General features: G+C 58.4%; 23 protein-coding genes. 10 read left to right on the top strand and 13 right to left on the bottom strand.

Annotated features, from left to right (window positions below):
• Positions 1–6: 6 nt before the first annotated feature.
• From RGR602_RS32055 to RGR602_RS32045, 3 genes are all read right to left on the bottom strand, one after another.
• Entirely contained in the window at positions 7–1,485 is a 1,479-nt protein-coding gene (locus RGR602_RS32055; protein WP_040115965.1) for a sugar ABC transporter ATP-binding protein, read from the bottom strand.
• 28 nt (positions 1,486–1,513) lie between these two features.
• The gene (locus RGR602_RS32050; protein WP_040115964.1) at positions 1,514–2,443 is read right to left on the bottom strand and encodes a sugar ABC transporter substrate-binding protein; all 930 of its coding nucleotides are present in this window, start codon (positions 2,441–2,443) and stop codon (positions 1,514–1,516) included.
• Positions 2,444–2,559: 116 nt separating this feature from the next.
• Positions 2,560–3,540, bottom strand: coding sequence for an ABC transporter permease (locus RGR602_RS32045; RefSeq protein WP_040115963.1), 981 nt, complete (start codon positions 3,538–3,540; stop codon positions 2,560–2,562).
• Positions 3,541–3,750: 210 nt separating this feature from the next.
• Between RGR602_RS32045 and RGR602_RS32040 the strand changes: the two genes are divergently transcribed.
• The 4 genes from RGR602_RS32040 to RGR602_RS32025 all read left to right on the top strand — a co-directional run bounded on the left by RGR602_RS32040 (position 3,751) and on the right by RGR602_RS32025 (position 8,023).
• Positions 3,751–4,560 carry a transketolase gene (locus tag RGR602_RS32040; RefSeq protein ID WP_040115962.1) on the top strand — a complete coding sequence of 270 codons (810 nt, stop codon included), beginning with the start codon at positions 3,751–3,753 and terminating at the stop codon, positions 4,558–4,560.
• Positions 4,560–5,516, top strand: coding sequence for a transketolase family protein (locus RGR602_RS32035; protein WP_040115961.1), 957 nt, complete (start codon positions 4,560–4,562; stop codon positions 5,514–5,516). The genes RGR602_RS32040 and RGR602_RS32035 overlap by 1 nt, the downstream gene beginning before the upstream one ends.
• A gap of 65 nt (positions 5,517–5,581) precedes the next feature.
• Entirely contained in the window at positions 5,582–7,048 is a 1,467-nt protein-coding gene (locus RGR602_RS32030) for an FGGY family carbohydrate kinase (protein ID WP_040115960.1), read from the top strand.
• 21 nt (positions 7,049–7,069) lie between these two features.
• On the top strand, positions 7,070–8,023 hold the full coding sequence (locus RGR602_RS32025) for a sugar-binding transcriptional regulator (protein ID WP_040115959.1): 954 nt from the start codon (positions 7,070–7,072) through the stop codon (positions 8,021–8,023).
• 122 nt (positions 8,024–8,145) lie between these two features.
• Here RGR602_RS32025 and RGR602_RS32020 read toward each other — a convergent pair whose 3' ends face one another.
• The 6 genes from RGR602_RS32020 to RGR602_RS31995 all read right to left on the bottom strand — a co-directional run bounded on the left by RGR602_RS32020 (position 8,146) and on the right by RGR602_RS31995 (position 15,280).
• A complete protein-coding gene (locus RGR602_RS32020; protein ID WP_040115958.1) occupies positions 8,146–9,999 on the bottom strand; it encodes an ABC transporter ATP-binding protein in 1,854 nt (617 codons plus the stop codon).
• Between the two features lie 629 nt (positions 10,000–10,628).
• Entirely contained in the window at positions 10,629–11,075 is a 447-nt protein-coding gene (locus tag RGR602_RS32015; protein ID WP_170250777.1) for a hypothetical protein, read from the bottom strand.
• A 1,657-nt stretch (positions 11,076–12,732) separates the two neighbouring features.
• On the bottom strand, positions 12,733–12,990 hold the full coding sequence (locus RGR602_RS32010) for a DUF982 domain-containing protein (RefSeq protein ID WP_040115957.1): 258 nt from the start codon (positions 12,988–12,990) through the stop codon (positions 12,733–12,735).
• 329 nt (positions 12,991–13,319) lie between these two features.
• Positions 13,320–13,604 (bottom strand): hypothetical protein, encoded by a 285-nt coding sequence (locus tag RGR602_RS32005; RefSeq protein ID WP_040115956.1) that lies wholly within the window; start codon positions 13,602–13,604, stop codon positions 13,320–13,322.
• Positions 13,605–13,975: 371 nt separating this feature from the next.
• Entirely contained in the window at positions 13,976–14,692 is a 717-nt protein-coding gene (locus RGR602_RS32000) for an SOS response-associated peptidase (protein ID WP_040115955.1), read from the bottom strand.
• 369 nt (positions 14,693–15,061) lie between these two features.
• Positions 15,062–15,280, bottom strand: a complete 219-nt coding sequence (locus tag RGR602_RS31995; protein ID WP_040115954.1) for a DUF3072 domain-containing protein — start codon at positions 15,278–15,280, stop codon at positions 15,062–15,064.
• A gap of 670 nt (positions 15,281–15,950) precedes the next feature.
• On the opposite strand from RGR602_RS31995, the gene RGR602_RS31985 reads away from it, so the two are divergent.
• The 5 genes from RGR602_RS31985 (at position 15,951) to xth (ending at position 19,878) form a co-directional block, all read left to right on the top strand.
• The gene (locus RGR602_RS31985; protein ID WP_040115952.1) at positions 15,951–16,217 is read left to right on the top strand and encodes a DUF1488 family protein; all 267 of its coding nucleotides are present in this window, start codon (positions 15,951–15,953) and stop codon (positions 16,215–16,217) included.
• 79 nt (positions 16,218–16,296) lie between these two features.
• Positions 16,297–16,563: a BON domain-containing protein gene (locus RGR602_RS31980; protein WP_052451864.1), complete on the top strand. Its 267-nt coding sequence runs from the start codon at positions 16,297–16,299 to the stop codon at positions 16,561–16,563.
• Positions 16,564–16,708: 145 nt separating this feature from the next.
• Positions 16,709–17,326: a 3'-5' exonuclease gene (locus RGR602_RS31975; RefSeq protein ID WP_040115951.1), complete on the top strand. Its 618-nt coding sequence runs from the start codon at positions 16,709–16,711 to the stop codon at positions 17,324–17,326.
• A 1,593-nt stretch (positions 17,327–18,919) separates the two neighbouring features.
• The gene (locus tag RGR602_RS31970) at positions 18,920–19,102 is read left to right on the top strand and encodes a hypothetical protein (protein ID WP_040115950.1); all 183 of its coding nucleotides are present in this window, start codon (positions 18,920–18,922) and stop codon (positions 19,100–19,102) included.
• Between the two features lie 2 nt (positions 19,103–19,104).
• On the top strand, positions 19,105–19,878 hold the full coding sequence (gene xth / locus RGR602_RS31965; RefSeq protein WP_040115949.1) for an exodeoxyribonuclease III: 774 nt from the start codon (positions 19,105–19,107) through the stop codon (positions 19,876–19,878).
• A 227-nt stretch (positions 19,879–20,105) separates the two neighbouring features.
• On the opposite strand, the gene RGR602_RS31960 is transcribed toward xth, so the two are convergent.
• Positions 20,106–21,755 carry a putative bifunctional diguanylate cyclase/phosphodiesterase gene (locus tag RGR602_RS31960; RefSeq protein WP_040115948.1) on the bottom strand — a complete coding sequence of 550 codons (1,650 nt, stop codon included), beginning with the start codon at positions 21,753–21,755 and terminating at the stop codon, positions 20,106–20,108.
• 346 nt (positions 21,756–22,101) lie between these two features.
• Entirely contained in the window at positions 22,102–22,245 is a 144-nt protein-coding gene (locus RGR602_RS39575) for a hypothetical protein (RefSeq protein ID WP_166677478.1), read from the bottom strand.
• Positions 22,246–22,723: 478 nt separating this feature from the next.
• Here RGR602_RS39575 and RGR602_RS31955 point away from each other — a divergent pair, with 478 nt between their 5' ends.
• Positions 22,724–23,491 (top strand): alpha/beta fold hydrolase, encoded by a 768-nt coding sequence (locus RGR602_RS31955; RefSeq protein ID WP_040115947.1) that lies wholly within the window; start codon positions 22,724–22,726, stop codon positions 23,489–23,491.
• A gap of 296 nt (positions 23,492–23,787) precedes the next feature.
• Here the strand turns inward: RGR602_RS31955 and RGR602_RS31950 are convergent, their stop codons facing one another.
• Together RGR602_RS31950 and RGR602_RS31945 are read right to left on the bottom strand one after the other, a co-directional pair.
• Entirely contained in the window at positions 23,788–24,609 is an 822-nt protein-coding gene (locus RGR602_RS31950; RefSeq protein WP_040115946.1) for an alpha/beta fold hydrolase, read from the bottom strand.
• 80 nt (positions 24,610–24,689) lie between these two features.
• Positions 24,690–25,562, bottom strand: coding sequence for an SDR family NAD(P)-dependent oxidoreductase (locus RGR602_RS31945; RefSeq protein ID WP_052451862.1), 873 nt, complete (start codon positions 25,560–25,562; stop codon positions 24,690–24,692).
• Positions 25,563–25,569 lie beyond the last annotated feature (7 nt).

The raw sequence follows: 25,569 nt of genomic DNA, 5'->3' as shown, positions 1-25,569 counted from the left end.
GTCTATTTAGATTGTAGCGAGCTCCATGACCGAGACGTCGTTTGCCTGGTCACGATTGAGAATGCCGGCCTGCTTGCCCTGGGCAAGCACGAGAATGCGATTTGAGACGCCGAGAACTTCCTCGAGGTCCGAGCTCACGACGATGACCGCCACGCCCTGTTTCGCAAGATTGACGATGATCTCGTAGATGCCCGCTCGGGCGCCGACGTCGATGCCTCTCGTGGGTTCGTCGAGGACCACGACCTTGGGATTGCGCATGAGCCATTTCGCGATGACGACCTTCTGCTGGTTGCCGCCGGACAGGTCCGACGCATACTGCTCCGCACGACCCTTGACGCCGAACTTGGCAACCGCCTTCTGCGCGAACGAGCGCTTGACGCGCGGTGTGATCCAATGCCCACCCAACATGTCAAGATTGGCGTAGATGATGTTCTCTCCGATCCGGTGCTCGACCACCAGTCCCTGGTCCTTGCGATCTTCCGGAACCATTACGATGCCTTTGGCGATCGCGTCGGCAGGATCACGGAGCCGCAGTTCTTCGCCTTCCAGCTTGATCGAGCCTGCACCGATCGGATCCGCTCCCGAAATGGCGCGCACAAGTTCGGTGCGGCCGGCGCCGACCAGTCCGGCAATTCCAAGGATTTCGCCTGCCTTCACGTCGAAGGTAACGTCGCGGAACGAATTGTCCGGAGAACTGAGCCCCGACACCTCAAGTACAGTATGGTCCGACGGAACGGGCAGGGTCGGGAACAGACGGTCGAGCGAACGTCCGACCATGCTCTCGACAATCGTGCGCACGGGCGTCGCGCTGTCGGCGAATTCCTGCACGCGCTCACCGTCGCGAAGCACGACGATCCGGTCGGTAATCTGCCTGATCTCCTCCATGCGGTGGGAGATGTAGATGATGCCAACGCCTTCGGATCGAAGCTTTCGGACCTGTTCGAAAAGAGCTTCCGTCTCCGCGCCACCGAGTGCTGCGGTCGGCTCGTCCAGTATCAGGAGCTTTGCATTGAGAGCCAGCGCTTTCGCGATTTCGATGAGCTGCTGATTTGCGGTTGAAAGGCCGGCGACTTTCCGCGTTGCTGGTATATGAAGGTTCAGGCGAGCGAGCTGCTGCGTTGCGCGGCGAACCATCTGGGCGCGGTCGACGACGCCGTTCTTCGTGGGCCAGCGTCCGATGAAGACGTTTTCTGCAATGGAAAGCTGCGGAAGGAGTTGCAGCTCCTGGTGGATCAGGACGACACCCTTGTCGATCGCCTCCCTTGGGGTGGCCGGGGCATAAGGCTGTCCCAGCCATGTCATTGATCCTTCGGATGGCGTGCGTGACCCGGCGATGATGCCGGAGAGCGTTGACTTGCCCGCTCCGTTCTCACCCAGAAGTGCAACGACTTCGCCCGGATAGACGTCAAGGCTGACATTTCTCAGAACCTTGAGCGGCCCATATCGCTTCGATATGCCCCTCAGGGAAAGAACCGGATCAGTCACGGCACACCTCCTCAAGACCTCGACTTTGTTACGGGTGGCTGGCGATGAAACCTGCGACGTTTTCCTTGGTCGTCAACGTGGCATCCAAGAGCTGTACCGGCGGTACCTTCTCTCCGGCGACGAGCTTGGCGGCGTTTGCGACCGCGTCGCGTCCCATCTTCTGCGTTTGCTGCGTTGCAGTCACGTCGAAGACCCCCTTGCTGAGCGCTTCGAGGGCTGCTGTATCGCCGTCGAAGCCGCCCACCACGATCTTCTGGGAGGGATTGGCGACTTTGATTGCCTGCGCGGCGCCAAGTGCGAGTGCGTCGGCTTGGGCAAATACGATCGAGACGTCGGGGTTTGCCTGGAGCATGTTCTGCATGATCTGGAATCCTTCGTCCTGGCTCCATATGTTCGAGTACTGCTCGGCAACAACCTTCACGTCCGGATTGGCCTTGAGGGATTCAGCGCATCCCTTGGAGCGGTCGACCTCGGGGGTCGTCCCCTTCTGGCCATGGATGATCACCATTTTGCCCTTGCCGCCGGCTTGCTTCAGAATGTAGTCGCAAACGGCCTTGGCGGAGGCGACGGAATCCGTTGCAAGGAAGGTGTCGCCGGGCGCTCCGTCGGCGTTTCGGTCAACGTTCACCACCGGAACGCCGGCATTCTTGGCAAGCTTGACCGGAACGGTCGCTGCGGCCGCACCCGCCGGAATGTAGATCAGTGCGTCGATGTTCTGGGTCAAAAGGTCCTGGATCTGGTTGACCTGCGTCGGTCCGTCGCCCTTCGCGTCGACCGTGACGACTTCGATGCCATGCTTCTTGGCTTCGTCCTCGACGGACTGCTTGATCTGATTGAAGAAGTTTGCCTGAAGGTTGGCAACGGCCAGGCCGAGCTTCTTCAGCTCCGCCGCATGTACAGGACCGAGCGTGAGACCAAGTAGTGCGGCAGACGCGAGCATGGTGCGCGCAATTTTCATTTTAATTCCTCCGTTGTTTGATGGAACCCTCGGGTCATTCCTCCCCCTCGGGGTGTTGATCCGCCCCAACCCTTGGGGGCGGAATTCGTGGAGCGCGCCAACTCGGCGGCCGCTCGTCAGGCGCGACGCCGACGAATTGTCTCCGCGCCGACCGCAAGCACGATGACGATGCCGATGATCACCTGCTGAAGGAACGGCGAGACATTGAGAAGATTGAGACCGTTGCGAAGGACGCCGATGATGAGAACACCGATGAGCGTTCCCCCGATCCCGCCGGCGCCGCCAGAGAGCGAAGTCCCGCCGATGACGACCGCAGCGATGGTGTCCAACTCATAGCCAAAGCCACTGGACGGCTGGACCGAGTCCAGGCGGGCCGCGAGCACGATGCCGGCTAGTCCTGCAAGGACTGCGCTGATCACATAGACGCCGATCGTCACGAGCTGGACGTTGATGCCCGCCAGACGCGCGACCTCCGGATTCCCGCCCACGGCGTAGAGCATTCGACCTTCGGAACGAAAGTGCAGGAATAGCCAAGCGGCAAGGACGACGGCAAGCATCAGAAAGACGGTGGCCGTCAGCACACCGAAATGGCGATCGATTGCGAGCATCATGAACCAGTCAGGGAACCCCACGATCTGCTGACCGTCCGTGATCATATTTGCGACGCCGCGAGCCGCGGACATCATGGCCAGAGTGGCGATGAACGCCGGAACCCTGAACTGCGTTACCAGCAGGCCTACGATCAACCCCGAAACGGCGGATGCGATCAGACCGAAAGCGATCCCGACGGGAAGCGGAAGGCCGGCGATGTTGGCGGTCCAGCCCATGACCATCATCGCAAGGGCAAGAACCGAGCCGACCGACAGGTCAATGCCGCCGATGAGGATGACGAAGGTCATACCCACCGCCATGATGCCAAGGACGGTGATCTGATCGAGAATATTGAGGCCGTTTCGAACCGAGAGAAACGCGTCCGTGCTGAAGCTCAGGAAGATGCAAAGCGCGAGCAGTCCCACGAGCGGACCGGTGGCACCCTTGAGCTTGCTCAGCCAGGTGCCGGATGAAAGCCTCTGTTCATTGATGTCGAGCGCCACCATCGTTCCTCCCTGGGTCTAGCTGGTAGCCAATATTCGTGCAGGTAAGAATAATTATTCACACCCGTTGGAAAATTCATTAACAAGTTGGTTTGCGGCTGTCAACAGCGATTGTCCGCGTCAATGGTTTGAGATGTTCGCGCTAGGGGCTTGACTAAACGATGTCATGTGCAAAAATATTGATAAGTGAATAATTATGCACACGAGGAATCAATGGATACCACAGAACTTGAGCGCCTCGCTCGCGAGATCCGATTGCGCGATCTTCGGGCAGTTTTTGAAGCAGGCGCCGGCCATATCGGCGGTGAGATGTCGGTCATCGACCTCCTCACGGCCCTTTACTTCCGCGTCCTGAAAGTCTGGCCGGACCAGCCGAAGCATCCCGATCGAGACAGGTTCGTCCTTTCCAAGGGGCATACGGCGTGCGCCCTGTACGTAACCCTGGCAAAGCGCGGTTTTATTCCCGAAGAGGAGATATCCACCTTTTTGCAGCCGCACTCGAGACTGAATGGACATCCCAACTGCAACAAGGTTCCAGGCGTCGAAACGAATACCGGTCCGCTCGGCCATGGTCTGCCGGTTTCGGTGGGCATGGCGAAGGCCGCCAAGCTCTCCGGCGCGATGTATCATACGTACGTTGTCACCGGCGACGGGGAGATGCAGGAGGGGTCCAACTGGGAGGCAATCATGGCAGCCGTCCAATTCAAGCTGGATAACCTGACGTTGATCGTCGACCACAACAGGTTCCAACAGGGTGCGGCACTTGCCGACACCAACGACATCGCCCCACTTCGACCGAAACTAGAAGCATTCGGTTGGGAGGTGTCCGAGATTGACGGTAACAATATGCACGAGATCGTTCCTGCGCTCGAACATCGAGGCGACCGCCCGCATTGCATTGTCGCGCACACGAACAAGGGACAAGGAATCTCATTCATGCAGGATCGTGTCGACTGGCATCACAAGGTTCCGAACAAGGAACAATACGAAATCGCAGTGGCAGAACTGTCGGAGGCACTGTAATGAACGCGTCAGTAAACGCACCCAAGCTTTACGACTGCCGTGACGCGTTCGCAGCGACGCTCGAACGCCTGGCGACCGAGAACGAGAAAGTTGTAGCGGTCTGCAATGACTCGGTAGGCTCGTCGAAGCTTGGCGGCTTCAGGTCGAAATTTCCGGAGCGCCTGATCAATGTCGGAATTGCGGAACAGAACATGGTCGGCGTTGGAGCAGGCCTGGCCAACGGCGGGCACCTACCATACGTCTGCGGCGCCTCTCCGTTCCTGACTGGACGATCGCTTGAACAGATCAAGGCGGACATCTCTTACTCGAACGCGAATGTTAAGCTCGTGGGCATCTCCTCTGGAATGGCATATGGCGAGCTCGGGCCGACCCATCACTCGATCGAGGATTTCGCATGGACGCGGGTCCTGCCGAACCTTCCTGTGATCGCGCCCTGCGACCGCATCGAGACCGCAGCGGCCGTCGAGTGGGCGGCGACCTACGACGGGCCATGCTTCCTCCGGCTTTCGCGCGTGGGCGTGCCCGACCTTCTTGCGGAAGGTCACAAGTTCAAGCTTGGCAAGGCAAATCTCCTGCGCGAAGGTTCCGACGTCACGCTCATTGCGAACGGCACATTGACTCACCGTATGCTGAAAGCCGCCGAAATCCTCACGGAACGTGGCATTGGGGCCAGGGTTCTCAACTTCGCGACGGTTCGCCCTATAGACGAGGATGCCATCATTGCCGCTGCCAATGAAACCGGAGCGATCGTGACGGCAGAAGAGCATTCGATTTTCGGCGGGCTAGGCTCCGCAGTCGCCGAGGTGGTGGTCGACAATGCCCCCGTTCCGATGAAGCGCCTGGGCGTTCCGGGCGTCTATGCTCCGACCGGTTCGGCTGAGTTCCTTCTCGATGAATTCGGCATGGCTCCGTCGGCAATCGCGGATGCCGCCCAGGCGCTTATCAGGCGCAAATAAGCCGGTTGCACGCGATCGAGCCGGGACGCTCAGCCGCCCCGGCCTTTTAATTTGTGGAGGATACGATGCTCGCTATTCTGGCGATCGATCAGGGCACGACCAATTCAAAGGCAGTTCTGGTTTCTGAAAAGGGAGAAGTCCTCGGCAGAGGCTCCGCGGCTGTGGGAATTTCCTATCCGAAACCCGGCTGGGTCGAACAAGAACCGAACCGTCTCTACACGTCTGTTTGCGAGGCGATCGAAGTCTGCCTGAAAGCGGTCCCGGACGTAACCATTGCGGCTGTGGCAATTTCCAATCAGCGCGAGTCGGTCACGGTTTGGGATGCTGAGACGGGAGAAGCGCTCGGACCGGTCCTCAGTTGGCAATGCAGGCGCACGGCACCTGATTGCGAGCGTCTCCTCGTCGAAGGACATCTGGGTCGCGTGCAGGCGCTCACGGGCCTACCCCTCGACCCAATGTTCCCAGGTTCGAAATTCCGATGGCTGCTTGATCGCGTGCCGAACGGCCGACCAGTGCGACTGGGAACGATCGACAGTTGGCTCGTACACTGCATGAGCGGCGGACGCCGGCACGTGTGCGATGCCTCGAACGCCGCCAGGAGCCAATTGTTCGACCTTGAGGAGCAGACGTGGAGTATGGAGCTCGGCGAGATTTTCGGTGTCGATACCGCACTCCTGCCGGAGGTGCTCGACAGTTCAGCCGATTTCGGAACAACAAAAGGGCTGCAGGGCGTACCCGACGGCACCCCTATCAGGGCCGCGATCGGGGACAGCCATGCAGCCCTGTTCGGCCATGGAGCGTTTAAACCTGGTGATGGAAAGATAACCTTCGGAACGGGGTCTTCGGTGATGACAACCCTTCCGCGATTCATCGCCCCACGCAATGGCGTCACGACTACCGTCGCCTGGCGCATCGACGGAACGCCGACTTTCGCTTTCGAAGGTAACATCCTCGTTTCTGCCGCGAGCCTTCCATGGATGGCGGGCATTCTCGGCCTTGCGGACGTCGCTGCGCTGATCGACCTTGCCGAGACCGCCGAAGCAGGCGGGCCGGGATTCGTGCCAGCCTTCGTAGGACTGGGTGCACCATACTGGAACTCTAATGCTCGCGCCCTTTTCTCTCAGATCAATTTCAGTACGACGCGTGCGCAGATGGCACGTTCGGTGACCGATTCGATCGCGTTTCAGGCCCACGACGTGATCGCGGCCATGCGAGCACAAAGTGGCGGCGAACTTGGCGCCCTTTATGTCGACGGCGGACCAAGCCAGAACCGCTTCCTGATGCAGTGCGTGTCGAACCTTGTCGAGCACGCCGTCATCCAATGCGAGGCCCCCGAGGCGTCGGCAGTTGGCGCCGCATATCTGGCAGGACTGTCGCTTGGTCTGTGGCGCGATCTTGAAGTCATCGCGGCAATACCCAGAAGCACGCAGATCATTGACCCGGAACCTGTGGACCGGGCAGCGCTCCTGAATACCTGGAATGATGCTGTCGCCCGCTCGACGTCGCGCCAAACAATGGCTAAAGGTGAATAAAAATTCCCACCGGGATCAGCCATGGCTCGCCTCAACGAACTCCGCCTCATGTCAAGAGTGGCCCAGATGTACCACATCGAAGGGCGACGGCAGGCTGAGATAGCGCAGCATCTTCGCCTGTCGCAGGCCACGGTCTCCCGAATGCTGAAACGTGCCGAGGCCGAGGACATCGTTCGCACCAGCGTCATTCCTCCTGTCGGTACCTACAGTGAGCTTGAGGGCGCTCTCAGGCAGAAGTACGGACTACCCGAAGCCGTCGTCGTCGAATGTAGCGAGGATCGAGACGGCGCGGTCATGGCACGGATTGGGGAAGCGGCTGCCCATCTCCTTGAGGTCACCCTTGCCCCTGGCGAGATCATTGGAGTTTCGAGTTGGAGTCAGACCATCTTCAAGATGGTCGAAAACATTCACCCGCAGAAAAGCGCCCAGGCGAAGTATGTCGTTCAGACGCTCGGGGGCATGGGCGACCCCTCGGTGCAGACACATGCCACTCAACTGACGACTCGACTGGCACGGCTGACCGGCGCGGAGCCGAAGCTGCTTCCGGTGCAAGGCGTGACGACCTCGCGGGAGGCCAAGCTGCTCATGCAGGCCGATCCGTTCGTCCGTGAGACAATGGACCTGTTCGGCAGCATCTCACTGGCAATCGTCGGCATCGGAGCGGTCGAGCCTTCCGAGCTCCTTGCGCGTTCGGGGAACATCTTTTCGTCGCGGGAGCTCTCCGACCTAGCTGAAGCGGGAGCCGTTGGCGATATCTCGCTCCGGTTCTTCGACAGGAATGGTAAGGCGGTTAAGACGCCGCTCGACGAGCGCGTTATTGGTATCCCGCTCGAAGACCTCGAACGCGTGGATCGCGTGATCGCCTTAGCCGGTGGGTTTAAGAAGACCGCCGCCATCGCCGGCGCCCTTCGAATTGGGGTCATCGACATGCTTGTTACGGACAAGTTCACCGCCCAACGACTCATTGATCTGTAAATCCGGCATTGGACGACCCAAAACGTCGGCGCCTGCATTGTCTGCCAGCGGGCCCGGAGACGAACTGCACAGCCTGTGCGATGCTGCAGCAGTGGTCCGCCATCGTAGCGATGCCCCCAAAGTCAATTGATGACTTCAGGAATGAAGCCGCCTGTCTGACGTTTCCAAAGGCGAGCAAACAGGCCATCCTGTTCGACCAGTTCGTCCGGCCTGCCTTCTTCCACGATACGCCCCTGATCGAGCACGACGATTCGGTCCATCCTGGCGATGGTTGAAAGGCGGTGTGCGATGGCAATGACCGTCTTTCCCGCCATCACCAGATTGAGTTTTTCCTGGATGGCTGCCTCGAATTCGCTGTCGAGTGCGGAGGTCGCCTCGTCGAGCACCAAAATGGGTGCGTTCTTCAACAGGACGCGCGCAATGGCGATACGCTGGCGTTGGCCGCCGGAGAGCTTGATGCCGCGGTCGCCGACGAAGGCGTCAAAGCCCTTGCGGCCTTCACCGTCCGCAAGATCGGCAATGAACGCGTCGGCCCTTGCCGTCTTTGCCGCCTGTTCGATCTCGTCCTGCGTCGCCTCCGGCCGACCGTAGCGGATATTGTCACCGACCGAACGGTGCAAAAGCGAGACGTCCTGCGCGATGACCCCGATCGCGCGGCGAAGGCTTGCTTGCGCGACCGTGCGGATGTCCTGTCCGTCGATCAAGATCGCGCCGTCGCGTATGTCGTAGAAGCGCAGCAGCAGGCTAACCAGCGTCGTCTTGCCCGCCCCGGACAGGCCGACGAGACCAACTTTTTCGCCGGGCCGCACCGTCAGCGACAGCCCATCGATCACCGGCTTGCCGGTTTTATAGGCGAAGCGGACATTCTCGAAACGGATCTCCCCGCGGTTGACAGTCAATTCGGCCGCGTCCGGCCCGTCGATGATGGTGGGTGGCGTCGTCATCACTGGCATGGCGTCCTTGATGGTGCCTATCGCCTGGAAGATCTGGTGGCCCATCTGCAGGAAGGTGAAGGTGTGCCCGGACAACCGGTGGAGGATGTAGACCGCCGCGACGAACTCGCCGACCGTGAGAAAGCCGTTGACGAGGCCCGAGAAACCGATCGAAAGAATCGACAACCAGAGCGCCATGTTGAGCGCTACAACGATCAGTTCCGACGTCCGGTAAATGCGTTGTTCCTTGTGTTGCGTCTGCACGGCCTTCTGCAGGATGCGGCGGATGGCGCCCGCCTCGCTGTCTTCAGCAGCGAACTGTTTGATCATCTGCATGTTGCTGTAGAGATCAGTGATGGCGCCGGCGACGAGGCTGCGCTGCTTGGCGGTGCGGCGCGAGCGTTCGGCAAAGATCGGCGCAAGCCTGACGGCAAGCGCGACGTTGAGGATGATCCAGACGAGGACCGGCAGGGCGAGCTGCCAGGACAACGTGCCGAGCAGGATCATCGAGCCGACCATCTGCAGGAGGAAGCGCGGGATAGACTGGAATGCGGCAATGATCTGCTGCTGTACGGCGGACGCCACCTGCGAAAGACGGGAGGCAACCTGTCCGGCAAAGAGTTCGTGAAAGAAGGCGAGATCCTGCCTTTCCACCGCCTTGTGACCCTGCCACTGGATGGCGGCCGGCATGCCGACGCCCAGCGTATGCGAGGTGAGGGTGTTTACAAGGAACGAGGCGACCGGCGTGCCCGGAAAAATTAGGAGGCCGAGAAAGGCAAGCAGCGGCCATTCGCTGTGCAGGAAGGCGAGGGCGCCTTGAGCCGTCACGCCGTCGACGATGACCGAAAGCCCCCAGACGATCGTCAGGCTGATGGCTTCGACCACCATCGAGGAAAGTGCCAAGACGATCAGAACGCCGCGGAACATCGAGATGAAGTGCACGAGGACCGCGACCGGGCCCTCGGAGGGCAGCGGGCGATAGGGGATCTCGAGCGGCCGGACCAGCGTCTCGAAGGGACGGTAGATCGCATCTGAAATCGACATGGGCCGCTCGGGTCAAAAATCGGCGGAGGGCTTGGGGACACAGCTACGCGGGTTCCATAGGACCATCTTCGGGCTGCAATCTCAACTAGAAAATCTCTGCTCGTGAGAATTAGTAATATAATTTTGCCCCGTTGGCGGAACAATCGCGGCGGTTTTCCGTTACGGCTGCATGACATCGGAACCAGACGAACCGGCCGTGCTGCAGTATCTGCCGTACGAAACTGACAGGGCTCTTGTTCGGCAGTTGCAATCATTGCCGACATTTGCCGTGCCTTCAGACACCGACGATGCTTTCGGCCCCTTCTTGAAGAGACTTGACGCCATTCGCGAACACCGCGCCGACGACACTTCCACAAAGTAGTTCGGGTGCGACCGATTCATTCGAGGAAATGAGTTCTTCGTTCCAATGTCGCTGCACCGGCATGATCCGAAAGCCGCACCTGCAAAACCATAGCGACACCAAGCAAGATCGGGGCTCACCCGGTGAAAAATCGAGAGCTCAGTTAACTTGCTGTCGAAACGGAGCCGCGCCGATCGATTGCCATCCAGGCAAAGCTTGGGCGCCGACAAGGCGGGCGAACGCGTCATACCTTGTGCGTCGGCACCGAGGCTTCCGTTTCCGCGTTGCGTCATACGGTCAGCAGGTTTGCAATCCGCATAACCGCAAGTGCGCCTGCGGCGTTGCGTGCGCCCTCCTTCGTGCCCTCGGCACAGGTCCATACGTGATTCTTTTTGGCCTGGAACTCTTTGCCGTCTTGCAGAACCATTAGTTCCCCTTCGGTGATGTGGCAAATCATTGCATTGGGCATGGCGCTGACAGGCAGGTCCGACTGCGGCTGAAACACGAGATCGATGAGCGAGACTGTCTTGTAGCCGGGGATCATCGCAGCCCCCTTGCCGAGCTCCACAGCCCGCACACCCGGCGCCAACTCCTTTCCCTCGTCGGCTCGGTAGGTTTGGGCCTGCGCCGAGCTAGCGCCGCCCGCCAATGCGGCGGCCATGGCGCTAAAGGCGGCGGCGCCACCGTAAACGAAGTGCCGACGATCCACGGACATTTCTTTGCTGTCGATAAACATGAAACCAACCTCCCTGCTAGGTTACCTCCGATTGAGGGTCTCTGGCGCGCCGCCGACATCGGCGATGGCGAGATCATCTGAACCTCGCTCGGCGTTAGACAAGAACGCCGTGCTAAGCGCCGCTCTGTAAAGCGGCACCACCGCGATCGCAGCTAGGATACTCCTGTCTCCCGCGGCACTCCACTGGTAAGCGGCAGAACGTTGACGACATAATGCCGCCACCGCGGTTCCAAACGTGATTTCTCCAGGCAGCAGAACGCCCACATAGGGGCTGGATCAGATCTCGCCGTCTTCGGACACTGTCGGCGGGAATCCTGCAGGCGCTCTGCTCTTTCCGGCGGCTTCGGTCGTGTCGCCAGGAAGTCTTTCAGCAGTTGCTTGGTCATGCGCAGCGCCAAGAAAGAAACGTGTCGACCAAGTGGTAGTATGCCGTGGTGTCGCCTACGCGGGCCGGGACCACACCTCGAAGGCGGCATAGATCCTTTCACCGGCCGCTTTCGACTGAGCGTCGGAAGACAGACAGAAAGAGGAAGGCCAGTATCCTGAGATCTTGCGATATCGCGTCTTTGCCAAGACCGGTAAACACGCCTTCCTGATACGTCTTAGCAGGCGATTCGCGGGTAGGGAGGGCTCGTCATGATGTGCGGCAGGTCCTCGTTCCATCTGGAGGAGGACGGGATGTACGAGCGGACGATTGGGTTCTTGGTGGCGGCCGAACTGTCAGCTATGTTCTGGGCTGCTCTCTTTCTCGTGCTCGGTTCCATTTGAGGATCGTTCTGCCGGTCACGGCAGGTTCAATTGCACCCGTCGCCGCCGACGCTGCCGGCTCGAAACAAGGATGCTCGGCCCCTTCTTTCCTTAAGTAGCATGCATGCCTGTCTCTCCTTAACCGGGGTGGCTTTCCTTTGGGAGGACAGATCTTGCGGTTGTGTCAAGGACTGGTGCGCGGGCGGTATACTGCACCGACGGGCAAGTTACGACGAGGGCTCGCCTTCGGATGGGTGGGCTAAGGCGAGCCCTGGCCGTACCTTGTGCCGCTGCTGCCTTCGGAGCCTTGCGACACTTGGAATACGCAGTACAAATTAAGGCCCTCCCTGGCTGCACGAGGAAAGCCCTGACCTTTCGCGCGCAATGCGCACTTCGGGTCATTCAGAACATGCATTATGCTTGAGGCGGATGATATTGGACCGAAGTCTGAATATTGGCGGGACTTTGGTCCTAGCCGCGCCATTGTTTTCCATGAAACGTGACAGCGGCTCACATATTGAGACCCATGATAAGTTAGGCCCAACCTTTTGGGGCCGGCCATCAGCGAAATTCCAACCCCTATCGATGCTTTACGCCCGGGCGCCATGTCAGACAAAGAACCTGCCGCGGATACGTTGCATTTCTTGATCGCCCGAGCGCTGGACGAAGCAATTGCCAAACCAAGACGGCGCGACCTTGCTATGCCACGGGAGGCGGCACCAGACTAGCATGGAAGAAATGCCCGTGAGGAGCAAAGAAAGCGGTGAAACTCAGCTGCAGCGCCAAGCTCGCCCAAGGGAAACAACGTCGCTCGGCCCCGCTACCGGAAGTCGCTGGTTTTGCGGCAGAATTCCGCCGTCTGATAAGATTGTTCAACGCCTCAAGCGCACTTCAGGAGGCATCTTTTTCCCTAACCCCCCATGGTGTCGAACGGAACACCTGCTTCTTTCGCTGCTGCGATGAAGCTTACGCGGGCTTCGTCAGGTTCTCGGATGCCGGCTTCGACGTCGGAGCAGATCAGCAACGCGGCCATGAACGCCTTTCCGTCCGCAATCGGCCAAGAATTCGTGAGAACCTCGAGCGCCTCGGCTGTGGATGCGATGGTCGAGAGCTGCCCGGTCTTCCTGCAGATGATCATTACGGGGTGATCCCAACGTCTGTTACTCATATTTCCGCCCCTCGCCAGAAAGGCAGGTTAACGATGGACGGCCGCCCGATGCAAGGGGAGAACGTCCAGCATCCTCGACAAGGCGCGGACTGGAAGCGGTCCAGCCCGATCGCTGGACGTCCAGCAGCGCTCCTGATCAACGGACATGAGGGAGAGAAGCGGCTTTCCGCGCGGCGTACGATATCGTTTGGCCCAGCCGGGCATTCGCAGATGTCTCGGGCTGCTGCCGCACCCCATTGCCACGGGTTTCGACAAGGTGGGCGTTTGAACTGATGGCCATTCGGCCGCGCTAGCGAGACACACCGAACGCTTACGAAAAGCGAACGCGATCACTGATGCCTGGGTGACGGCGAATGCGTCTTCTGGTCGAGATCGATGCCGCTTATCCGTGTTGGAAGTCCCTGGATTGCATATCTGGGAAGGCGCTGCCATTTGGACCCAACAGTGTTCCGGTTGAGGATGTCCATCAGTTCAGTGGCATTTTTTTCAGTTAGATCAGTCAGTTGCTTGCATCCTATCATGGCGGGATAGCCGGTGACGGTATCAAATACCGTCCATTTGCCGTCTTGTTCCGCGCGGCAGCCGTATGGCATGTAATGGATGTCGGACGACATAGAACCTCCTTTCGCTGAAGGCAGCGAAGCCCACGAAACGGGGCGAACCTTAGAGGTTGCTTCAACATCATAAAATTAGCAAGGTCTTAATTAATGGTCTTGGGCGCCGGCTCAATGGGCCAGGACGAAGGGCGTAGCAGCCGCAAACTCATCAACAGCGCAAGCGCGCAACGGCCGCAATTTCCTGTTGCGACTAGACATCCATTGGGTGGGCGCGACCAATCGCGGCGAGCCGCAGGGCGTGATGAACCTGTCGGTTCTCTTCACAAGTTCTCCAACTGTGTCGAGCCAACCGCTCTGTCATGCGTCCATCCTCTTTTTGTCGAGGCCAAACGCCCTGCATCGTTGAAAGCAGCCGCTCGTAGGAATTCTCACAACATAGGCGGTTCTGGATCAGGATTGATCTGCTCTATAATGTCCGGCGTGTCGTTTTTGGGTGAGCCTACGGCTTGTCCGATCGGCCACATGGTCATCAGTTCGGAGGGGAACGGCCTCATCAGATCATCGGGCTCCGGCTCCGGCGACAGCCAGCGCTCGTAGTCCTCTGGATGCAGAATGACCGGCATGCGGTCATGAATCGCAGCCATCGTTGCATTTGCCGGGCAGGTGATGATGGCGAAGGTGCGAACATCGACGTTGGCCGCATTACGCCAAGTTTCCCAGACGCCGGCAAGTGCGAAGGGTGCTCCTGACTTCATGGCGACGGCATACGGTTGCTTGTTCTTGCCCGTGCCTAAGATGTCCTTCCATTCGAAGAAACCGTCGATTGGAACAAGGCAGCGGCGAGCGCGATAGGCAACCTTGAATTTGCTGTTCCTGGCGATACCTTCTGAGCGGACATTGACCTGAGGCCGCCCTCCCGGTTTCATCCATCCAGGTATCAAGCCCCAGCCGGCGCTGACGAACACCGGTCCCATGACATCCGGTTCGCGCACCATTTCCCTGATGATGATCGGATAGTCGAGCGACGGGGCGCCGTTATACCGCGGGAACTGGTTGGCCATGCCGAGCACGCCTTTGCGATCGGCGAAAGCAAAGGCGTTCATCATGCTTTCGAGGTTGGTTTTGATGAATACGCGTCCGCACATGTCAGGGCTCACTCGAAATTCTCAAGAGCTCTATTTAACGCGCCATTTTGCCTTTGAGCAACGTCTGACGCTGTTCATCTAGAAGCCTCTCGCTCGTATGCCGGTGCAAGGGGCGCAATGCAATGCGACTATTGCCACGGCGCCTCCGGCTCAGGGCATGACCGTGGTGACACGGTTGCGCGATAGAACAGGTGCACGCAATGAGTAGATGCTGATCCGAATTCGGTTCTCGTCAGTAACGTGCCTGCCCAGGAGATCAAGGGCACGATACGATCTCGTCAAAAGGCACACGCGGATGCCAACGAAGCATACGCTACTGAGCACCGAGACCGAAAGATTAAGGGTACACGAGTGCTGTGCCTGAATGTCTCATCGGTCTGGAAGGCCAAGTTTCGAACGGAGCTCGTCGATCCGTTTCGAGGCTTCTGCTTTCGTCAGTTTCATCGAGAAAAGCTCCGGGGCGTTCGCCTGCTCGGACAGCGTCTTCAGGTAGGATTGCTGGGCTCCTGTCATAGGCTCGTCGCCGCTGACCCAGTCTTCAGGATCCTTTTCCAGGTTCGAATTGGTCGTATCTGCCGTCTTAGTCATTGCCTGACCTCCTCGGTTGCGTTGATGAAACGACCCAAGGGTCCGTAGGTTCCGCGTTAGGATCGGTATCCGGGGACCCGTTCGGTTGAGCGCGCAGGCAAGTTGACAGGCAGGTTTTGGCAATGCGTCCCATAAAGCTGCGAATGCACTCGCCGGCGACCGGCGATTGAACGCTATCCGGCTCGTGCAATTTTTATTTGATCCAAGCAGTCGTTGCAATGCCGGCCGGCGTCCCCATATAAAGGCAATGGTAGCATGTTGGAACGGGCGCCATCTTTTCGGATCGGTCTTTCGAAGCCCCGACAGGAGGACGGTAAATGTCGTCCCCTAAACTCTCCAGTCATCTGACGACCGCCACTATGAGCACGATGGATCGTGTCCTCGCGAAAGCCGGCGTTTATGAACTTCGCCCGATCGAGGACCGCCCGGTCATTCTGAGCGCGACGAAGTTTCTCATCGGGCATGTGCTGAACACACATATCGGTGAGGCCGGGTTGCTGTTTGCGCTTCTCAACCGCAGCGAGCAAGCCTTTGCGCCGGTCATACGTGGTCTGAAGCCTTCGATGAATGGGCGCCGTGGGAGGCCAAGCGCAATTCCTGCCGCGCCATCCCCGGCTGATCGTTCTGATCAAGTATCAACACAATCAAATCCTGATGGAAAGAAGCGGTAATGCCCCTCAGCTTCCCAAATAGAAGTCGCAGTTTCGATGAAAATCGGAAGGGGGTCCGCTTCTTGGGCTACGATGGAATGTTCGAAGTCCGATTTCTGATCGAAGCGACCGCCCTGCGGTCCACGGACCAACCTAGTCGGTCCGAGATTGAGTGCCTCGATGCGTTCGACGCAGAGCGACCATCGATTCTGGAGGCCGCATCCAAAGCCTATAACCGTAGCCGCAGAAACAATTACACACTGACGGCACAGGACATCCGTCGATAGCCCGTCAGATCTATAGGCGGTCAGTGTCCCGCAAGGACGGGTGTGGTCGAGAACCTTAGATAAGCCCTGGAGACAAGGTATGTCAGTCGATAGAAAAGATCTGGGTGTGGTAGCCCGCGCCGCAACAGCACTTCCCGAAGCGGCTGATATCGAATCGGCCGTTTACGACGCGTTGGCATGTGCCGCCGATATCGATCCGACCTATATTTTCGTATCGGCTCACGGAGCCGAGATCACTCTTTCCGGCTGGGTCTCCGGCCGCGCCGAGATTTCCAAGGCCGCGGAGGTTGCTCAGCAAACCAGGGGCGTGCAAAAAGTCCGCAATGAATTATCGCAAACGTTGTGACCGCCGTCTGCACCATGACGGCCAGACCTTTTCGAAAATCCCAAATCAGTTATGGTGCCGGAGTTAGTCGCCGAGCATCGTCGTCGGTTTCACGGAAACATCATATTCCTGCTGCCAAGGGACGCGCCGAAGAGCGACGGTGATCATGAAGATTGCAATCATATTTGACTGCGAATTTCTTTGCCTCGAAGGCTCGCAACACAGATTTTGGTGCGCGGCCCACGATCCCGATCCCGTTATCGCGCAGATCGGGGCCGTCAAGCTCGGGCTAGAAGGTGATTTTCCTCTCTTGGACACATACAAAGCCTACGTCCGGCCCATCGACAGGTTTGGTGACAGATATGCAATCGCCCCGTTCTTTACCAAGCTGACCGGCATTACTGAAGGGCGCATCGACGCTGAAGGCGTGACTTTGCAAGAAGCTCTTGCAGACGTCGACAGCTTCTCGGAGGGTGCTCGGTTTTGGTCATGGGGTAAGGACGAATTGAATATGGTCGCGATCAGTTGCTATGTCGTAGGTGTTCGGCCTCCTATTCCGGCCTATCGTTTCGACAATGCCGTCAAACTCCTGATTGCGGCGGGAATGCCGGTCGAGGATCTGGCGAAAACACCGAGCAACAAGCTTGCCGACTACTATGGCGTCGAACATCCCTCATTGCAGGGGCATGACGCTCTCGATGACGCGCTGTCGATATCGTACACCCTGCAATACCTGATGCAGACTGGAAGATTGCGGCCCGAGGTCTTCGATCGCATGCGATAGCAGCAAATATCACAAGCTTCGCGCTGCTGAAAAATCAGGAAATTTCTGGCGCAAGGGTCGGAGTCTCATCTGCGACGCTGCAGAATAGAGACATTTGAGAACCGGGGGCTTTCAGCGATAGCCGCCGATTGTGTCCCCTCGAGTTTCAGGCTCCAGTTTGATCCATCGAAAATCAAATGTCCGTTGACCTCGCTTCAAAGTGGTCGTGTCGGCACGGGAGCGTTTCACGCACGAAATTCAGTGCAAGCCGTCGCGAAGCTCCTTGCGGCCGATACCGACGCGACAGGCAACGGGAAAGACGCAAACGTCACGGCGGGTATCGCCGAGCCCGGCCTCTGAGGAATTGATCGCTACGCTTTCAAAGCCCCATGGCTTTTGCAACGATCCAAGTTGGAACTCCTGCCGTCACCGCTGATGCCAGCACTATCGAGACGACCTTTATAGCGTAAGCCCGACGCTCGCGGGCGTCATCCCACTCATATCCCATCGACCAACTCCCCAACCTGTTCTCAAATAGAACCATCGAGGTCAGGGATGAGTCGAGTCACGATTCCTCAACGTCGTTAACACTGTGAGCATGTGCTCCGATGAAGCTGGCCAGTCCGGTTCCCACATCACGATCGCCCCGCGGCGAGAGCCACCCGCAATCGGGGCTCGATGTGCGATCCACCTGCCGCGGAAAACGGCTGAGCAGTTACGTGGCTCGAGGGTTCAGGCGACGCTTTTGGACAGCAGCCGGCCCCGCAGGGGCTTGAAAACGAGACAGGCCGCATCCGCCGATGCGACCCGCCCAACTCGCGACGACCAAATACAACTGCCGCGTTAGTTTTTCTTAACATGAGTCCCCGCCAAATCGAATTACCTCTTTTGGGTAATTCTCCCCCACATTTTTGTAGCTTCACAAATACCCGTCTTGGCCCTCTGGCGCTTTCGCACGCTCTCTTGCAAAACCATTGCTGCACGAGGGCACGCCACGGTGGATGATGGAACGCTTGCGGCATCGGCATTGGCAACTGTCAGGGCGTCCCTTTGCGGACGCTTATCGTGAAGGTTGCAAGAAGCGTCCCGCGGACGGAATTCGCCCGAAATCCGATCGCAAGCGATGCATCGGCCCCATCCAGGCGGGGGAGCGCAATATTTGTGGAAGCACGCCCAACGATCACCCACTCAATCTTTAGGGCCCGAAGCCGTCTCCGTATGCCCAAAAAAATGCCCGCCACGGCGGGCTAATGTGACGAAGAGGGACGTTAGCGACCACGTCCGGCAAATGAACGCATGACAAAAAACGATAGTTCCTGCGCTAGCCGATTGTGGGTCATGGAGGACGGCGCATGGCCACGTATCAGGGGCGCGAACTACTACCCGGCCGGAAATCCATTACGCAACGTCGGGCGTTCAAATGTTCCCGTTCGAAACGCTGAAAGGCAACACCATTTCGGCCAGCGGGCTGCCTATCTTAACACAAAATGCCCGCAATGGCTCGGCGGCGCTCAGTCCCGCGCCTAACACGCCAAGAACATGCCTTTGATTTAATGCATCTTATTGCCGCGACATGCGTTGTGAATGGGACGGCAGCCAGGAGGATGAAATGACATGATCAAGCGCAAGCTCACCGATGCCAGGTCCGAGGAACGCTACGCCCGGGGCAACGAGAAGGAACGGTTTGAGGGGAGCAACGTCGGCGGCTTGGCTTTCGCCGATTGCCGTCACAAGGCGAAAGACGAGCCAATGGTCGGGGAATGTGACCGTCCAACGGCCACACCGAGCTCTGATTAGCCGTGAAAATCGCGACCTTCAACGTCAACGGTATAAACGGCCGGCTCGATGTTCTCCTGCGCTGGCTGAAGGAAACCTCGCCGGATATTGCATGTCTGCAGGAGCTGAAAACACCTGACGAAAAGTTCCCGCGCCGCGCGCTTGAGAAGGCGGGATACGGCGCCATCTGGCACGGCCAGAAGAGCTGGAACGGTGTCGCCATCCTGGCCAAAGGAAAGCAGCCTGTAAAAACCAGGCGTGGTCTGCCCGGCGATCCTGACGACACGCATAGCCGATATATTGAAGCGGTCATCGACGGCATCATCATCGGGTGCATCTATCTTCCCAACGGCAATCCGGCGCCGGGCCCGAAATTCGACTATAAGCTCCGTTGGTTCGAGCGCCTTAAAAGCTACGCTGCCGAGCTTCTCGAACTTGATGTTCCAAGCGCGCTGATAGGTGATTTCAACGTCATGCCGACCGATATCGACGTCTACGCCCCTGAGCGATGGCGCGACGACGCTTTGTTCCGGCCCGAGGTGAGGGCGGCCTACGCTGATCTTGTTTCGCAGGGCTGGACCGATGCGATCCGGCATCTCTATCCTGATCAACGCATCTACACATTCTGGAAATATTTTCGCAACGCGTTCGCTCGCGACGCCGGCCTTCGGATCGATCACTTTTTGCTAAACGCATCGTTGGCCGACGATCTGGTCGCTGCGGGCGTCGACAAGTCTGTCCGATCGCTACCGCACGCGAGTGATCACGCACCAGTTTGGATAGAAATCCGCGATTGACAAGAAACTGCGATCGTCACGCCGGTGGGCGGCGCTGGTCTCGCTGAATTTGGACTGATGATGCGATTCAGGGGCCGTCAAACGAGGTCCTGATAGTTGTTCGTGTCGAACCGCATCTTTGGCTGCCTTGCGGCTTTTTCCGCTTGACGAACGGACGGTGCGCGCATCGCCTATGTGTGATTTGAGGTCGAAGGACGACCTTCGGGCGGGAGCGCGGTTGGTAGAGCTTAAAGCATCTCGAACGAGGATTGACGCAGAAAATCGCCAATCGCTTCGGCAGACATCGGGGCGCCCAAGAAGGTTCCTTGCAGTCTGTCGCATTTTTTTCTGCCAAGCCAAGCGGCTTGACCGGCTGTTTCGACGCCTTCGGCCGTAACCCGCATCCCCAATCCATGCGCAAGGCCGATGATGAAGCGCACGATCGTCTGGCTCCTCGGGTTCGTCTCGACATCGTTGATGAAGTGCTTGTCGATCTTGATCGTGTCGAACGGGAAGTTCTGCAAGTAGCTCAGGGACGAATAGCGAGTGCCAAAGTCGTCGAGCGCGATCCGGGTGCCCAAGACCTCCAGGGTGTGGAGCGTGTCGAGATTATTGGTCGTGCGCTCAAGCAAGACGGTTTCGGTTATTTCGAGTTCCAGTCTATCGGCCTCGAGTCCGACCTGGTCCAGGATTTCCGCTACGCGATCGGTGAAACCACCGATTAGAAATTCCGCCGGAGAAAGATTGACCGATACAATAAAATGCGAGGGCCATGTTGACGCCTGGCGGCAGGCGTTTTCCAGCACCCACGCTCCAATATCGCCCATCAGGCCGTCGGCTTCGGCCATGGGAATGAAAAGACTGGGTGGAACAACGCCAGCATAAGGGTGACGCCAGCGCAGCAGGGCCTCGAATCCTATGATCCCGTCCGCAATCTCGACGAGCGGTTGATACTCAATAAAGAACTGTTGTTCCTGGAGGGCAACACGTAAGCTGCGCCTCAGCAGCTCACGCTGTTCCAGCATAATCATCATCGAGCGGTTAAACGTTCTCGCCCGGCCGCGTCCGTCATTCTTGGCTGCGTAGAGCGCAATGTCGGCGGCCTTCATCAATTGTTCGCCGTCGTTGCCGTCTATCGGGGCAATGGCAATTCCTACGCTCGCGCCTACAAACACACTGATCCCGTCGATGGTAAACGGATCTTTGAACGCCCGGACCAAGGATTCGGCCAGACGCTCTGCTTCAGCGGGCTGGTCGTCACAGGATTGAATGACGGCAAATTCATCGCCTGCGAGCCTGTAGGCGGTCTCACCGTCGCGGAGAACGGATTGGATCCGTTCCGCCGTCATCTTGAGCACGATATCGCCGGCGCCATGGCCAAGGGTGTCGTTGACCGGCTTGAAGTCATCGAGATCGATCTGCATCAATGCAAGCTTGTACCCGGCAAGCATCGGGAGATTCGCCTGAAGGTCGCTGCTGAACTGGCGACGGTTGGCCAGTCCCGTCAATGCGTCATGCCTGGCCTGATGAAGAAGCAAAGCTCGATCTGCATCTCCATGCGGCACCTTCGAACGAGCCGCCTCGTCTCGCGTCTCGATGACGCCGAGTCCCCGTTCGGTGCTGAAAAGGAGAAGATTGCGCCCCTCATTGGACGCGCCAGGTTCAATCGCAATATTGCACGGGATGCCGCCGGCAAGCACGGCCTCGACAAGCGATTTGCGGTCGGGGTCGAGCAGCTCTGGATATACCTGCCAAAGAGTCGCGTCGGCCGCGGCCACGATTCTATAGGCCTGCGCAACCTTTGCAGAGCATTTTAACAGTCGTAGGCTATTCCCATAATAAGAAACAAGTTCAGCAGCTTGACCGTTCATAGACGCAGCCACATTAGAAACTTTCATCCCCACCTCAGACTGTTGAGACATTGCTGAAGGTCATTTTTTCAATCAGGTTTCGCTTTGGTTAGCAAGATAACAACTAGGGAGCGTCAAATGAAAAGAAAGTGTCCAGAATCGGCCTTCCTGCCGCATATCGAAAAGTGCGGTATGACGCAGCTTCTGCCACCAAAGCAGCTTCGCGATCAACGCCGTCGGGAGACGCAAACAAAGTTCATATAGAAACCACGAGAGTGGCCTCGTGCTTTTTATCGACCGATCGGCGAGATTTCGGCCGGCTCAGAGAATTTTAGCGCTACTTCAATTAATCGACATCGTTTTCATGCGATTTGGCTCATTCTACGCCTCCTCTCTAAGAGAGCGCATCGGACAGCTTCGATTGCTGATCCCTCGCGCTGTTTTCGGCGCCAATCCCCACAAGATCGCTGATGCACATCGAGACCGGCGCGGTACGATCCTTAATCGCCTGACCCTCAGCCGAAAGGTGAAGAAGCACCTGGCGCTCCTCCTGCCGATTGCGTGTGCGAGTGACAAGACCCGCCGTCGCTTCAGCAAGGGCGTCAAGGTACTGGAGTCCAGAAACAAGGCCTCTCCCAGAGCGAATCCAAGACCAGATATTGAGGGTAGGTAAGACCGAGATCGGCAAGCAGGGCGATAGAGCTGGTTGAAGGTCGTGGCCCGCCCGAATGGATGGGAAAACATGGCATTTTCCGATATCAGGGAGGTCGGGTTCAGTATCGGCTGCGTTGGCGATAATGCGTTCCAAAATATTTTGTGTGCGATCTGCTTGCGCGCTATTGACTGCAAAATCCCTTTCGTTTATTTAGATTGTGCACAAATAAATCGTACGCAACAGACATTGCGGAATGCTGCTTTGCCAATTTCAGCGCCGACGTGTTCGCCCCAAAAACTGATCGTCATCTAAAAAAGGCTGAGTCACTCCGAGAAACCACCAACGATAGAAAGGAAATAACATGTCCAAGTTTGCTGCCGCCGTCGCCCTTGCTGGTGCTCTTCTCGCAGGTAGTGCTGCCGCTCAGTCGGCCAAGCCCACCGTCGTCCTCGTGCATGGCGCATTTGCCGACTCTTCGAGCTGGAACGGCGTCATCCAAATTCTCGAAAAGGACGGCTATCCGGTCGTCGCCGCGGCCAACCCTCTGCGCAGTGTTTCGAGTGATGCAGCATATGTCTCAAACGTCGTGAGCAGTATCGAGGGGGCCGTCGTCCTCGTCGGCCACTCCTATGGCGGGCAAGTGATCTCGAACGCGGCAAGGGGTCATGACAACGTCAAGTCGCTCGTCTATGTCGCAGCCTTCGCACCGGAAGCTGGAGAAGCGGCAGCGGACCTGGCCGGCAAATTTCCAGGTGGCACACTTGGCGAAGCGCTCGCGGCCCCGGTCAAGTTGGCCGATGGCGGCATAGACCTTTACATCGACAAGGCAAAGTTCCACCAGCAGTTTGCTCACGACGTACCGTCGGAACAAGCCGCTCTTATGGCGGCGGGACAGCGCCCGATCGCCGAGGCGGCACTGACCGAGAAATCCGGCGAGCCGGCCTGGAAAACCTTGCCTTCATGGTTCATCTATGGCGACGGCGACAAGAATATCCCGGCAAAGGCGCTAGGCTTCATGGCGGAGCGGGCAGGCTCCAAGCACACTGTCGTGGTCGAAGGCGCTTCCCATGTCGTGATGACCTCGAAGCCGCAAGTCGTCGCCGACTTGATCGAAGAAGCCGCGCAATAACGGCCTCTGCCATTTCGCAATCGAAAGAGACCGGTGCCTCCTCGCACCGGCCACCTTCGTGCCGATGCGTCGGGTGCTGCCCGCAATGCGCTGCTGCCATATTCGAAGGATCTGGCCCGTGTCACGGCTGATGACGAGCATCGTGTCTCGGCCGACTCCGGATAGTTGATAGGCAAGAACAGCACCTAGAAATGAGGCGTAGGTCGGGAGGTCGTGCATTCCTCTGACACAGCTTGCGCGGATTGAGGCTCCCGAGGGAATCCGTCACAAGGGGCTTAATCCAACTCAGTTCCGGCTTACCACGGGCGTTCCAGAAAAGTCCGAACTAAGCCGGCCACTCTTTCAGGGGCTTCCCAGTGGAGGTTGTGGCCGTGGCCGGGAAGAGAAATGAGCTCCGCGCCAGCGATCGCTTCAAGCATCTGGGCCTGATGTTCCTTCGTCGCGATCATATCCTCCTCGCCTCGCAGGATGAGGGTCGGTGCGGAAATATCCTGGAGAAGTGGCAAGGGGTCATAGGCAAGCTGCTCGTAGTAAATCGAATGCCAGATGCGTGACGGCAACGCGGCGCTTTCGCGTCGAGCATGGGCAAGAAAATTCTCGTCGGCCGGAGGTTTTCCAGCACACCATTCCCGCATGAATGCGCATTCTGGATCGATCGGATCGCGGAGCATCTTGATGTTTTCCCACAACCACCCCCGACGTTCGCGCAGCGCGGCTGAGGTCGATAAGAGAACGATTTTGAGAACGAGACGAGGCCAGCGCTCGGCGACCGCTTGCGCAAGCCGCCCACCAAGCGAATGGCCGACCACGTGGGTTGGCACAAGACCCAGCATCTCTATGAGGAGCCGGACATCAGTTGCCATCTCGGGTATCGTGTAGCAGCCCTCAGGTTTGTCAGAATGCCCGTGGCCGCGCAGGTCCGGCGCAATCACGCGAAAGCCTTCGAGATATGGCGCGGCGAGGCTCCAACTTCTGGCGCTGTCGGTAAATCCGTGGAGCAGGAGGATCGGCACGCCGTCGGGGTCGCCCATCTCGACATAGGCAAGCCGAAGCCCATTCGAAAGAACGGCGTTCCGCTTCAGCGCCGAAAATTGCTCTTGCGAAATAGGTTCGACCAAACGTTCACCCTCAATATCCCAACGTCATAACTTAACATGGCCCGTGGGGATTGGTGAGGCCCGCTTTCGGAGCCAGAAAACTAAGCAAGATCCCCGCCGTCGATCCCGATGACGTGCCCGCTTATATAGGAACTGGCATCGCTGGCGAGGAAAACGACCAGGGACGCAACCTCCTCCGGCGTGCCGGCGCGCCGCATGGGGTAGGGGCCAACAAGTTGTTCGGTCGTCACTTTCCAGTCGCGCCGCACCCGCTCGAGCATCGGCGTCTCGATCGCTCCAGGCGCGATGGCGTTGATGCGTACGTGCCGTCCGTACTCTTGTGCGGCGGCGCGAGTCATGTGGATGACGGCAGCCTTTGAAGCTCCGTAGGCGACGATATTTGGAAAGGCATGTCGGCCGCCGATCGAAGACATGTTGATCATCACCCCTTCGGAGCGGACGAGATGGGGCAGCTCGTATTTCATTGCGATGAAGACACCGCGCAGGTTCGTCGCAATCTGATCATCGAAGCCGGCAATATCGGTATCGGCAATTGGCGCTGGCGGCAGGTCGATGCCAGCATTGTTGAAGGCAATGTCGAGGCGGCCGTAACGCTCGACTGTTTCAGCTACGAAACGCTCGACCTGATGGGCGTCGCGCACGTCGGATTTGATATAGACGACCTCGCCGCCAGTGGCCCGAATCCGCCCCTCAACTTCGCGCCCGAGTGCTTCTCGCCGGCCGTTGAACGCAACCTTGGCTCCGGCCTGAGCTAGGACGCCGGCGGTCGCCGCGCCGATGCCAGACGTTCCCCCGGTAACGATTGCGACCTTACCCTGGAGGACACCAGGAGCCTGCGCCCCTGCCGGTTTAGCGGCGAACCCCGCGCCAACCGTTGCGCCAGCAACAAGCATGCCAGTGAGAATGTCGCGGCGTGGCAGAACCATTTTGTCGGATGTAATTGCGTCGGTCATGTCCTAT

The sequence above is a fragment of the Rhizobium gallicum bv. gallicum R602sp genome (genome assembly GCF_000816845.1).
Lineage (GTDB): Bacteria > Pseudomonadota > Alphaproteobacteria > Rhizobiales > Rhizobiaceae > Rhizobium > Rhizobium gallicum.
Note: the sequence above shows the minus strand (reverse complement) of the source record. Positions and strands in the feature narration are given on the sequence as shown.

What these genes read in the sequence shown, in the direction of transcription:
- RGR602_RS32035 (WP_040115961.1), top strand. Translation starts at nt 4,560, where the DNA reads ATGAACGCGTCAGTAAACGCACCCAAGCTTTACGACTGCCGTGACGCG.
- RGR602_RS32015 (WP_170250777.1), bottom strand. Translation starts at nt 11,075, where the DNA reads ATGTTTATCGACAGCAAAGAAATGTCCGTGGATCGTCGGCACTTCGTT.
- RGR602_RS31955 (WP_040115947.1), top strand. Translation starts at nt 22,724, where the DNA reads ATGTCCAAGTTTGCTGCCGCCGTCGCCCTTGCTGGTGCTCTTCTCGCA.
- RGR602_RS32000 (WP_040115955.1), bottom strand. Translation starts at nt 14,692, where the DNA reads ATGTGCGGACGCGTATTCATCAAAACCAACCTCGAAAGCATGATGAAC.
- RGR602_RS32040 (WP_040115962.1), top strand. Translation starts at nt 3,751, where the DNA reads ATGGATACCACAGAACTTGAGCGCCTCGCTCGCGAGATCCGATTGCGC.
- RGR602_RS31975 (WP_040115951.1), top strand. Translation starts at nt 16,709, where the DNA reads ATGAAGATTGCAATCATATTTGACTGCGAATTTCTTTGCCTCGAAGGC.
- RGR602_RS31985 (WP_040115952.1), top strand. Translation starts at nt 15,951, where the DNA reads ATGCCCCTCAGCTTCCCAAATAGAAGTCGCAGTTTCGATGAAAATCGG.
- RGR602_RS31995 (WP_040115954.1), bottom strand. Translation starts at nt 15,280, where the DNA reads ATGACTAAGACGGCAGATACGACCAATTCGAACCTGGAAAAGGATCCT.
- RGR602_RS31960 (WP_040115948.1), bottom strand. Translation starts at nt 21,755, where the DNA reads ATGAAAGTTTCTAATGTGGCTGCGTCTATGAACGGTCAAGCTGCTGAA.
- RGR602_RS31980 (WP_052451864.1), top strand. Translation starts at nt 16,297, where the DNA reads ATGTCAGTCGATAGAAAAGATCTGGGTGTGGTAGCCCGCGCCGCAACA.
- RGR602_RS31945 (WP_052451862.1), bottom strand. Translation starts at nt 25,562, where the DNA reads ATGACCGACGCAATTACATCCGACAAAATGGTTCTGCCACGCCGCGAC.
- RGR602_RS31970 (WP_040115950.1), top strand. Translation starts at nt 18,920, where the DNA reads ATGATCAAGCGCAAGCTCACCGATGCCAGGTCCGAGGAACGCTACGCC.
- RGR602_RS32020 (WP_040115958.1), bottom strand. Translation starts at nt 9,999, where the DNA reads ATGTCGATTTCAGATGCGATCTACCGTCCCTTCGAGACGCTGGTCCGG.
- RGR602_RS32045 (WP_040115963.1), bottom strand. Translation starts at nt 3,540, where the DNA reads ATGGTGGCGCTCGACATCAATGAACAGAGGCTTTCATCCGGCACCTGG.
- RGR602_RS32050 (WP_040115964.1), bottom strand. Translation starts at nt 2,443, where the DNA reads ATGAAAATTGCGCGCACCATGCTCGCGTCTGCCGCACTACTTGGTCTC.
- RGR602_RS32010 (WP_040115957.1), bottom strand. Translation starts at nt 12,990, where the DNA reads ATGAGTAACAGACGTTGGGATCACCCCGTAATGATCATCTGCAGGAAG.
- RGR602_RS32025 (WP_040115959.1), top strand. Translation starts at nt 7,070, where the DNA reads ATGGCTCGCCTCAACGAACTCCGCCTCATGTCAAGAGTGGCCCAGATG.
- RGR602_RS32030 (WP_040115960.1), top strand. Translation starts at nt 5,582, where the DNA reads ATGCTCGCTATTCTGGCGATCGATCAGGGCACGACCAATTCAAAGGCA.
- RGR602_RS32005 (WP_040115956.1), bottom strand. Translation starts at nt 13,604, where the DNA reads ATGTCGTCCGACATCCATTACATGCCATACGGCTGCCGCGCGGAACAA.